The organism is Streptomyces sp. NPDC055078 (assembly GCF_053607985.1).
The window spans coordinates 1-11,106 of record NZ_JBSGUP010000245.1; the positions used below are offsets into that span (position 1 = coordinate 1).

The 11,106-nt window shown below is 71.4% G+C and carries 9 protein-coding genes; 2 read left to right on the plus strand and 7 right to left on the minus strand.

Annotated features, from left to right (window positions below; genetic code table 11):
- The 7 genes from ACWF94_RS20840 to ACWF94_RS20870 all read right to left on the minus strand — a co-directional run.
- Positions 1–790: acyl-CoA dehydrogenase family protein (locus tag ACWF94_RS20840; RefSeq protein WP_453490249.1), on the minus strand; the 790-nt coding region annotated here is incomplete at its 3' end.
- A gap of 41 nt (positions 791–831) precedes the next feature.
- On the minus strand, positions 832–2,511 hold the full coding sequence (locus ACWF94_RS20845; protein ID WP_453490252.1) for an AMP-binding protein: 1,680 nt from the start codon (positions 2,509–2,511) through the stop codon (positions 832–834).
- A gap of 265 nt (positions 2,512–2,776) precedes the next feature.
- Positions 2,777–3,613, minus strand: coding sequence for a thioesterase family protein (locus ACWF94_RS20850; protein ID WP_453490255.1), 837 nt, complete (start codon positions 3,611–3,613; stop codon positions 2,777–2,779).
- 99 nt (positions 3,614–3,712) lie between these two features.
- The gene (locus ACWF94_RS20855) at positions 3,713–4,885 is read right to left on the minus strand and encodes an acyl-CoA dehydrogenase family protein (RefSeq protein WP_453490258.1); all 1,173 of its coding nucleotides are present in this window, start codon (positions 4,883–4,885) and stop codon (positions 3,713–3,715) included.
- Positions 4,886–4,980: 95 nt separating this feature from the next.
- Entirely contained in the window at positions 4,981–6,204 is a 1,224-nt protein-coding gene (locus ACWF94_RS20860; RefSeq protein WP_453490261.1) for an acyl-CoA dehydrogenase family protein, read from the minus strand.
- Between the two features lie 105 nt (positions 6,205–6,309).
- Positions 6,310–7,224, minus strand: a complete 915-nt coding sequence (locus tag ACWF94_RS20865) for an enoyl-CoA hydratase (protein ID WP_453490264.1) — start codon at positions 7,222–7,224, stop codon at positions 6,310–6,312.
- A 127-nt stretch (positions 7,225–7,351) separates the two neighbouring features.
- Complete coding sequence (locus ACWF94_RS20870; protein WP_453490267.1) at positions 7,352–7,828, minus strand: pyridoxamine 5'-phosphate oxidase family protein; 477 nt, start codon at positions 7,826–7,828, stop codon at positions 7,352–7,354.
- A 315-nt stretch (positions 7,829–8,143) separates the two neighbouring features.
- Between ACWF94_RS20870 and ACWF94_RS20875 the strand changes: the two genes are divergently transcribed.
- Together ACWF94_RS20875 and ACWF94_RS20880 are read left to right on the plus strand one after the other, a co-directional pair.
- The gene (locus tag ACWF94_RS20875) at positions 8,144–9,850 is read left to right on the plus strand and encodes a class I adenylate-forming enzyme family protein (protein ID WP_453490270.1); all 1,707 of its coding nucleotides are present in this window, start codon (positions 8,144–8,146) and stop codon (positions 9,848–9,850) included.
- A gap of 43 nt (positions 9,851–9,893) precedes the next feature.
- A complete protein-coding gene (locus tag ACWF94_RS20880) occupies positions 9,894–11,066 on the plus strand; it encodes a CaiB/BaiF CoA transferase family protein (RefSeq protein WP_453490273.1) in 1,173 nt (390 codons plus the stop codon).
- Positions 11,067–11,106 lie beyond the last annotated feature (40 nt).

An 11,106-nucleotide genomic window follows, 5' to 3' on the forward strand; every position in this document is an offset into this window, starting at 1 on the left:
CGAAGCCGAGGGAGGTCATCATCGCCGACCAGCCGGACCCCAACGCGCCGAGCCGGTCGGCGTCGCCGACGCGGACGTCGTCGAAGAAGACCTCGTTGAAATTGACGCCGCCGGTCATCTGCCGCAGCGGGCGGACGGTCACGCCCGGGGTGTCCAGCGGCACCAGGAAGGCGGTGAACGCCTCCTGTCGCCGGGCCCGGGAGTCGGTTCGGCAGATGACATAGCCGACATCGGCGAACTGGGCGCCGGAGGTCCACACCTTCTGCCCGTTCAGCACCCACTCCTCGCCGTCGCGCTCCGCGCGCAGCGAGATGGAGCCCAGGTCGGAGCCCGCGCCCGGCTCGGAGAACAGCTGGCAGCACAGCTCGTCGCAGCGGCGCAGGGAGGCAATCCAGCGCTGTTTCTGCTGCTCGGAGCCGAGGGCCAGGATCGTGGGGGCCTCGATCTGGAGGGAGATGGAGACGAGATCGGTGATCTGCGGGATGTCGAATCCCCGTTCCAGGGCCCGGAAGCCGGACTCGTGGGCGGGCGGCAGTCCGGCGCCGCCGTAGGCCACGGGCCAGCTGATGGAGCCGTAGCCGGCGTCGGACTTCTCACGCTGCCACGCGCGGACGGCGTCCAGTTGGGCGCGCTCCTCCTCCAGGGAGGTACCGCGGAACAGCGAGACGCTGTCGGTGCCCTCTCCCCAGCGCAGGTCGCTGCGCGGCGGGCGGGGCCGCGCGTGGGCGCGCAGCCAGGCCGCCGCCTCTTCGAGGTACTCCTTCAGGGGCGGAACCGCTTGTTCTGCCATGACTGACGTTCCTTTGCTCGTTGTCTCGGGGGAGGCTCCCCTCAGCTCGGAGGGATGCTCTCTTCGGCTCGGGGGAGGCTCCCCTCAGCTCGGGGAAGGCTCTCTTCGGCGACCCGCTTCGCCCAGGAGCGGTCCGTCTTGCCGTTCGCGGTGCGGTGGACGGAGGGGATGCGGATGATCGCCTTGGGCAGCTTGTAGCGGCTGATGACCCGGGCTGCCGCATCCTTGAGTTCGTCGTCGGTGACGGTGGCGCCGGGGGCGAGGGCGACCAGGGCGGTGATCTCCTGGCCCCAGCGCTCGCTGGGGCGGCTGGTGACGACGGCTTCGGTGACGGCCGGGTGGCTCAGCAGCGCGTCCTCGACCTCCTCGGCGTACACCTTCTCACCGCCGGTGTTGATGGTGGCCGCGTCACGGCCGAGGACCTCCAGCAGTCCGTCGGCGCGCAGCCGTGCGCGGTCGCCGGGGACGGACCAGCGCACCCCGTCGACGACGGGGAAGGTGGCCTCGGTCCTGGCCCGGTCGCCGAGATAACCGAGCGGGATACGGCCTGACTTGGCGAACCAGCCGACCTCGGTGTGGCCGGGTTCCTCGCGCCGGGTGAGTCCGGCGTCGAGGACGGTCACCCCGGCGGCGGGTACGAAGAGCCCCTGCCCGCCGCCGTTCTGGTCGGTGCTGGTGAGCGCGCCGCCGGTCTCGGACGCGCCGAGGAGGTCGAAGACGGTGCTGTTCGGCAGAGCCGCGGTGATCCGGTCCTTGCTCCGGGCACCGAGGGCAGCACCGCCGGTGATGATGATGCGCACACTGGAACCGTCGTAGCGGCCGGTCTCCAGCTCCTTGAGCAGTGGCTGGGCGAACGCCTCGCCGACGATCGCCAGGGAGTTGACGCTCTCCCGCTCGATGGTGCGGCAGGCGTCGGCGGCGTCGAAACGCTCGGTGACGGTGGGGAAGACGACGGTGTCGCCGTGGGCGAGCGCACTCAGCGCGGTGCTGTGCCCCATGCCGTGCATCAGAGGTGTGGCGACGAGGACACGCGAGCGCCTGCGGGCCGCCGCGTGGGCGGCGATCGCGTCGAGCCCCGTTCCGTCCCGCAGCCGCCCCCGGGCGAGGGAGCCGTACCAGAAGTCGCCCTGGCGCCACTGGACGCCCTTGGGCATGCCGGTGGTGCCGCCCGTGTAGATGAGGTGCAGGTCATCGGGGTCGGCCTCGGTGGTGTCCGGGGCGGGCGCGGCACCGGCGAGCGCGGACTCGTAGTCCAGGGCGCCGGGCAGCAGCGGTTCGCCGGAGCCGTCGGCCACCTGGATCAGCAGTGGTGCGCGGCGCAGGTCCGGGAGTGTCGCCGCGACGACCGGGGCGAACCGCGCGTGGTAGACGACCGCCGCGGCGTCGGCGTCGTTGAGCAGATAGGCGAGTTCGGCGCGGACATAGGAATAGTTCACGTTGAAGGGGACCGTGCGGGACGCGTAGCCGCCGTACGTCGCCTCCAGATACTCGGCGCAGTTGAGCATGTACAGCGCCACCGTGTCCTGGCCGGTCTGCCAGGGCCGTAGGCCGGCGCGGGGGGTCCGGCAGCCGAGGCCGTGGTCACCGAGGACCCGCGCAACACGGGCCGATCGGTCCTTCAGTCTCCGGTAGGTAAATCTTCGTTCACCATCAACGATGGCTTCCTGGTCGGGTATCACATCCGCTACACCCGAAAAGATCTGCCAAAGATTGTGATCCATGAGATGCATCCTCACGCCGGTGAGCAATTAAGTAAAGAGTCACTCCAGAGAAGCGAGCCCTGGAGCCGCCCAGTTCCGCCGACCGGAAGAGCCGACCGCGCCGCAGTGAGCCGGCCGCCCCGGGGCCGGCCTGCCGTTGATCACGGAGGCGGTCGCGAGCGATGCCGATCCGGCCGTCCTCGATCTGGAGGAGGCCATCGCCCCCACCGCGAAGGGCGGGCGCGGGCGACCGCCGTGTCCGCGTTTCATGCCACGGCCGCGCGGTTCAGCCCGCAGTGCCGACCAGGGCGATCTGACGGGACTGGGCGACCAGCCTGCCGGTCGAGTCGACGACATCGGAGACCTCGTCGAACCACCCGTCGCTCACCATGCGCGCGGCGACCGAGACCCCGAGGGGGCCGGGTGCCGGTGTGCCCCGCAGATAGACCGAGATCTGGACGGTGGGGGCCCAGCCGGGGAGGCCGATGTTGAGTACGGACGGCGGCAGCGCGTCGGCGGCGAGCAGGGGGGTGAGCAGAGTGGTGGGACCGTCCGGTTCGGCGCCGTCGCGGAATCCGACCCAGCCGCGTATCCGGGCCTCGCCGGTGCCGCCCGTGCGGGCCCTGGGCGGAGCGCCGGGGTCGTAGCGGATGTCGAGGAGTTCCAGGAGGCCCGGCCTGGGCGCCACGGGTTCGCACTCCCCGAAGGGTGCCGGGCCGGGGTCGGGGACGTCCTGCCAGCCGGGCGGGCCCTCCCCCGGCGCCGCCCCGAGGACCAGCAGCGCGTCCACGACGATCCTGTCCCGCTGCCACAGGGTGGCCCGGACGTTGTCCACCAGCCGGCCCGACCGCACCCGCTCGACCCGGATGCGCGCCGGTCCACCGGTCGCCGCCCGTACGTAGGAGGCGCTGACGGCGTGCGCGTGCGCCCGCCCGGTCGCCTCGATCGCGGCGCGGGTCACGACGGCGAGGAGATAGCCCCCGTTGGGGTGGCCGCGATACCCCCACTCCGGCACGAGCCGCGCGGTGAACTCCCCGTCGCCGAGCGCCTGTACGGCGGTGGCGTCGGTGAAGGCGCTCCGGACGGGGCCGGGGTGGTGCCCCGGTGTCGGAAACGTGGGCATGCTGGTGCCTCCTGCCGGCTCAGTCGTTCACGCGTCGGCGGGTGGCCGCACGGCGGCGCGTACGCACGCGTCGGTGATTCGTCACACATCGGCGAGCGCTCACGCGGCGGCAAGGCCGATGCGCCGGGCGAGCTGTTCGCGGTGGTGGTCCGGGTGGCCGAGGAAGACCTGCGAGGACTTGGCACGCTTGTAGTAGAGATGCGCGTCGTGCTCCCAGGTGAAGCCGATGCCCCCGTGCAGATGCACCGTCTCCACCGCCGTGTTCCAGTACGCGTCCGAGCAGTACGCCTTCGCCACACTCGCCGCCGAACCCAGTTCGTCCGTGTCGTTGGCCGCCTGCCACGCCGCGTACCGGGCCGCCGACTTCGCCGACTCCACGTCCATGAACATATCGGCCAGCTTGTGCTTCACCGCCTGGAACGAACCGATCGGCCGGCCGAACTGCACACGCTCCTTCGCATACGCCACCGCCGACTCCAGACAGAGTTCCGCACCCCCGATCTGCTCCCCCGCCAGCGCCACCGCCGCCAGATCGAGCGCCCGTTCCAGGCCGCGCCCGGCACCGCCGTCGACCCCGATCAGCCGGGCGGGCGTCCCGGAGAACTCCAGCCGCGCCTGCTTGCGGGTGGCGTCGAGTGTTCTCAGTGGCGTACGGGCGAGTCCGGCGGCTTCGCCCGCGACGGCGAACAGACCGAGGCCCGCGTCGGTGCGGGCGACGACCAGCACCAGATCGGCGATGTGTCCGTCGGGCACGAAGGACTTCACTCCGTCGAGCACGTATCCGTCACCGCCGCCGTCACCGCCGCCGTCGCCGGAACGGGAGGCCCGCAGCTGTACGGCGTCCAGGTCCCACCGGCCGTCGTCCTCGGTCAGGGCGAGGGTGGCGATGGTCTCGCCTGAGGCGATGCCCGGCAGCAGATCCTTCCGGGCGCCTTCGTCCTCGCACGTCAGCAGGGTGTTGGCGGCGAGGGCGACGGTCGCGAAGTACGGTGCGCACAGCAGGGCCCGGCCCATCTCCTGGAAGACCACACCCAGTTCGACCTGGCCGAAACCGCTGCCGCCGTACTCCTCGGGGACGGCCAGGCCCTGGAGGCCGAGCTGTCCGGCCATCTGCCGCCAGACCTCGGTGTCATAACCGGATTCGGTCTCCATCTGCCGCCGCACCTCGGTCGTCGGCGACCTGTCCTGGAGGAACCGCCTGACAACCCGGCGGAGTTCCTCTTGCTCCTCGCTGTAGACCCACTCCACGAGTACGTCCCCTCCACTCTCCATAGATACAACGCTGGTCAGGAAAAGATGAGCCGCCTGCGCTCCGGGCCGGTGCGCGCGGGCGGTGCCACGTCCCCGGGGCCCGGTGGGCACACCGTTCAGGACGCCGGTGCCACCCTGGGCTCCCGCGGCAGACCGAGGGCGCGCTCGGCGATGGTGTTCTTCTGGATCTCGTCGGTGCCGCCGCCGAGGCGCAGTCCTGGCACCCCGCACGCCAGCTCCGACCAGGCGTAGGTGCCCCACTCACCGGTGTCGGCCACCATGGCGGGGCCGAGCAGTCGGGTGGCGATCTCGCTCGCGCGCTGGAGCGACTGGGTGAGGGCCAGCTTGGACAGCGAACCCTCCGGGCCGGGGGCTCCCGTCGCGCGGGCGCCCGCCGCCGCGCGCTTGGCCGTCCAGGACCGCATGCGGTTGCGCGCGTACAGATCCGCCAGGGCCTGCCGGACCAGCGGATCCTCCAGCCTGCCGAGCCGGCGGGCGGTCAGGACGAGCCGGCCGAAGAGGTCGGGGCCGCCACCGCCACCGCCGCGAGCCGCCGCCGCGCGCTCGAAGCCGAGGGTGGTCATCATCGCGGACCAGCCGGAGCCGACCTCGCCGAGGCGCGCGGAGTCCGGGATCCGGACGTCGTCGAAGAAAACCTCGTTGAAGTTGGTGCCGCCGGTCATCTGGCGCAGCGGCAGCACCGAGACACCGGGGGCGTCCAGGGGTGCCACGAACGCGGTGAACGCCTCCTGGCGTGGGGCGTCCTTGGACGTACGGCAGATCACGATGCCGAGGTCGGCGTGCTGGGCGCCCGATGTCCACACCTTCTGCCCGTTCAGCACCCACTCCTCGCCGTCGCGCTCGGCGCGCAGCGAGATGGAACCGAGGTCGGAGCCCGCGCCCGGCTCGGAGAACATCTGACAGCACAGCAGATCACCTCGGCGCAGCGGGCGCAGCCAGCGCCGCTTCTGCTCCTCGGTCCCGAGGGTGAGGATCGTCGGGGCCTCGATCTCCAGGGAGATCGACACCAGATCGGCCACGGCCGGGATGGCGAAACCGGCTTCCAGCCGGCGGAAGCCCTCCTCGTACGCACGGGGCAGGCCGGCGCCGCCGTACTCGACGGGCCAGCCGATCGCTCCGTATCCGGCGTCGAACTTGGTCCGCTGCCACCGCTTCAGCGCGTCGATCCCCGCCTGGTCCTCCTCGGGGGATGTGTCCCGGAAGAGGAAGACCCCGTCCGGGCCCTTGCCCCATTCCAGTTCCCCGCTCGTCCCACGGGGTTCCGCATGCGCCCTGAGCCATGCTCCGGCGGCTTCCAGGTACTCCTCCAGCGAAGACACCAAACCACCTCCTATTCCGAACGATTCTTTACTTAGAGGTGGCTGGATGTCAACCTTCCCAGTAGGCACCAGAGAGCAAGGCATACTTCACGACGGAACAGATACTCACTTATGTGAGCCGTCCCGCTGTGCGCGGCCACGGGCCAGCACCTCGTCACGGCTGCGCACCACATCGGCGCGGTCGAAGGTCCGCTTCCAGTCGAGCAGGCCCTCGGCCTCGATCCGCGGCCCCGCCCCGAGCACCTCGGACTCGATCCGCCGGTACGAGGCCAGCATCGCGGCGACCCCACCCCGGTGGTCCCCGCTCATCGCCCCGGCGACCCGCAGGGCGCTCGGCAGCAGTTCGCCGTGGGCGACCACCTCGGTGACCAGGCCGATCCGCAGCGCCTCGGCGGCGGTCACCTGATCGCCCGTGAGGCTCATCCGGCGGGCCATCGCGAACCCCACCCGCTCCGGCAGCAGGACCGACACACCCCAGCCGGGCATCACCCCGACCCTGGCGTGGGTGTCGGCGAACGCCGCACGCTCGGAGGCGATCAGAAAGTCGCAGTTGAGCGCGATCTCCAGCCCTCCGGCCACGGCCGGACCGTTGACCGCGCCGATCACCGGCTTGGCCAGTGGCGCCCAGGAGCGCCCGGCCGGGACCGGTTCACCTTCTCCCGCGCCGAAGCCGAGCCCGTTGTCGCCGAGTTCGCCGAGATCGAGTCCCGCGCAGAACGCGGGATCGGCGCCCGTGAGGACGATCGCGTCGATATCCGGATCGCGGTTCAGCTCGGCCAGGTCCCGCCGCATGGCCCGGATCAGCTCCGCGTTCAGCGCGTTGCGCACCCGGGGCCTGTTGAGGGTGAGGGTCGCGACCCGCCCGCTCCGGGCCACGATGACCGGCCCTCGGGCCGGCGGGGTGACCGGCCGTCCGGCGGGCGGCGTGGCCGGCTGTCCGGCAGGCGGCGTGGCCGGCTGTCCGGCAGGCGGCGTGGCCGGATGTCCGGCGGGCGGCGTGCTCCGTGGCTCCTCGATCATCTCTGACTCCCTGCTCGCTCATGCCCCGCCTGTGCCGCTCGTTCCACCCGCGCTTTGTCCTGTTCGCTCCGCCGTATCGCCTGGCCCGACGGCGGGGCACCGCGGGGCCGGGCGCGCGGCGGTGATGTCAGGCATCGGAGGCGCCAGGGATCTTGCTGAAGTCCCAGGACGCGATCCGCTCGGGGACCATGCGCAGCCAGGCGTGCCGGCCGTCGTACGGCATCCGGCCGTTCCGGGTGTACTTCCGGGCGTACACGGCCTCCAGCCGGTCCAGCTCCTCGTTCGGTTCCCCGGTGCGGGGGGCCTCTCCGACAGGTGTCGCGCTACCGCGCAGTTCCACCCCGCGGATCTCACCGTATGCGTGGCCGTCGTCCACGATCACACTGATCCGGGGATCGCGGGTGATGTCCTTCCAGCGCTGGCTGCGCACAAGGGAGTAGAGCCACAGAGCCGTGCCGTCCCAGGCGTACCAGAGGGCACCGACATGGGGACTGCCGTCCGCGGCCAGCGTCGCCACCCGGCAGACACGCTGTTCGGCGAGGTAGGCGTCGACTTCCGGACCGGTCATCATGATCTTTCGGCGGTGTCGCTGTGTAGTCGTCACACCGGGATCATCAAGCGCTTCCCCAGAGCTGTCCAGAGGGCAGCCGCCTATCCGGCACATAGCCACTCGCTATCCAGCCGACCTCACATATGTGAACGCTCGTTCTGTAAACTGGAGCGACATGGACTCGGCACCACCAGACTCCCGCTCAAGCCGTACACCGATTGATCTGGTGATTCATACGCGCATCTTGACACCTGGAATCAGACAGGTAAAGAGTTGTTATGTCGATGCTCTCGCGGAATCCGCTCAGCCCCGTCGGCACGGCCGTCAGGGAACCGTCCGCAGTGCGACGCCCAGCCCTCAGGAGATCGCATGGCCCCTTCCCTCCCGGCCTGGCCCACGGGCCTGCCACGCCGGCTCCCCTGCCCCGATGTCGGAATGGATGTGGTCCTCGCCTCGGCGGCCGAGCTGTACGGGGACCGTCCGGCGCTGATCGACGGCTCGCGGACCATCGGCTTCGCCGAGTTCCACGAACAGGCCATGCGGATCGCGGGCGGGCTGCGCGAGCGGGGTGTCGGCCCCGGCGACATCGTCCTGCTGCATGTACCGGGTTCCCTGTGGTTCCCGGTCGTCTACTACGGGATCCTGTGCTCCGGCGCGGCTGCCGCGGCCGTGAACACCGCACAGCCCGCGCCGTTGCTGCGCAAGCAGCTCGCCGACTGCGGCGCGGTCGCCGCCTTCACCCATCCGTCCTGCGCCGACACACTGCTCGAAGCGGGCGGCGCGGACCTCGCGCTCACGGTGTGGGTGCCGCCCACCGAAGCCGCTCCCGCACCCGGTACGGCGGTGTCCCCGCTCCCCGCGAACGCGGTCCCGCTGGCCGACCTGCTGCGCTCCGAGCCGCTGTCCGGCCACACCGTGCCGCCGGACTCGCTGGCCCACCTCCAGTACACCGGCGGCACCACCGGTGCGCCCAAGGGCGTCCGGGTCCTCCACCGCAATCTGGCGGTGCACACCTTCCACGGTGCCACCTGGCGCAGCGGGTACGCCGCCGCTCTCGACGAGCGCGGGCTGTTGCGCCTCGACCCGGTGCCCGGCGCGTACGAGAACCTGCCCATGAGGCCGGGGGCCGACGCGGTGGTCAATGTCCTCCCGATGTTCCACGCGACCGGGCTCGTCGGCTACTCCCTCAATGTGCTGCTGGGCACGACCTTCGTGAACTCCGGGCGCTTCGACCCGCCCCGCTATCTGGCCGAGGTGGAGCGTTACCGGGCCGGCACGGTCCGCGGTGTGCCCACCTTCCACCACGCCCTGCTGCGAGCGGCGGCGGCCGGTTCGTACGATCTCTCGTCGGTACGCCTGGTCGCGATCGGAGCCGCGCCCAGCGACACCACCCTGCACGACCGGATCAGGGCGCTGTATCCGAACGCCGTTCTCACCGACGCCTACGGGCTGAGCGAGGCCACCCTCACCGTGACCGTGCCGCCGCTGCACAAGGGGTACCAGCAGCCCGCAGGCAGCGTCGGCGTACCTGTGTTCGACACGGAGATCGAGATCCGCGACGCGGACCGCAGGACCGCGCTGCCGGTGGGCGACACCGGCGAGATCTGGGTGCGCGGACCCCAGATCGCGGACGGGTACCACCATGCCCCCGAGCTGACCGCGGAGCAGTTCCAGGACGGCTGGCTGTGCACGGGCGATCTCGGCCGGCTCGACGAACAGGGCTGCCTCTATCTCGCCGGACGCGCCAAGGACATGATCATCTACAAGGGCTACAACGTCTATCCGGCCGCCCTGGAGGAGATCATCTGTACGCATCCGGCCGTCGCGCAGGCATCAGTGGTCGGTGAACCACGGGAGGAGGTGGGCGAGGCCCCGGTGGCCTTCGTACAACTGCGGCCGGGATTCACGGCGGACCCCGGGCTCGCGGACGAGCTGATGGACCTGGTCGCCGGGCAGGTGGCCCCCTATCAGCGGGTACGCCTGCTGGAGTTCGTGGCGGACTTTCCCGTCTCGCCCGTTGGCAAGATCCTCAAGTCGGAGCTGCGGAAGCGGTTCTCCGCCACGCACAGCGCGTAGTGCCGACCGCCCAGGAATCCGCGCCCACCAGGGAGCATCACCCATGACCACCGATATCCCCGTCTCCCGCCCCGGGCTGTCCCGGGGCCCGCTCACCGGTATCCGGGTCCTCGAACTCGGCGGCATCGGACCCGGCCCCTACGCCGGAATGCTGCTCGGCGACCTGGGTGCGGAGATCATCCGGCTCGACCGCCCCGAATACGCGGGCAAGCGCAGCATCCAGCCGGTCCTGCACCGCAACCGGCGTTCCATCGCCGTCGACCTCAAGAGCCCGGAGGGCATCGAGGTCGTACGGACGCTCGCGGATTCCGCGGACGCACTGATCGAGGGATTCCGCCCCGGTGTCGCCGAGCGGCTCGGGCTGGGCCCCGGCGAACTGCTGGCCCGCAATCCGCGCCTGGTCTACGGGCGGATGACCGGATACGGCCAGGACGGCCCGATGGCCCAGGAGCCGGGGCACGACATCAACTACATCGCCCTGTCCGGCGCGCTGCACGCGATCGGCACGGCCGATGAACCCGTCGTCCCGCTCAATGTGGCGGGCGACATGGGCGGTGGCGGGGTGTTCCTCGCCCTCGGCGTGGTCAGCGCGGTCCTCAGCGCCCGGGCCACGGGCGAGGGGCAGGTCGTGGACGCCGCCATGACGGACGGTTCCGCGTCACTGCTGGCCATGGTGTACGGCTTCATGGCCCAGGGCACCTGGCGGGACGAGCGGGCCGCCAACCCGATCGACGGAGCCGCGCCCTGGTACGCGGTCTACCGCTGCTCGGACGGGCGTCATATGTCGGTGGGCGCGGCCGAGCCCCAGTTCTACGCGGGGATGCTGCGGGTCCTCGGGCTGGCCGACGACCCGGACTTCGCCCGGCAGCACGACCGGTCCGCGTGGCCCGCCATGCGCAAGCGTCTGACCGCCGTCTTCGCGACCCGTACCCGGGACGAGTGGGCGGCGGCGTTCCACGGCCGGGACACCTGCGCGGCACCCGTCCTGTCGCTGAGGGAGGCCCCGCTTCATCCGCACAACACGGCTCGCGGCACCTTCCGTACCGGCGCGCACGGCGGGCCGGAGCCCGCTCCCGCACCCCGGTTCTCCGGTACCCCCGCCGCCGAACCGGCCCCGGCGCCCGCGGTGGGCGCCGACACCGCGGATGTGCTCGCCGCGGGCGGCTTCGACAGCGCCCGGATCGCCGAACTGTTCCGGCGCCGGGTCGTCGGCTGACGACTGTTCCGGCGGCGGGCGGGGAGGGACCGGTGCGGTG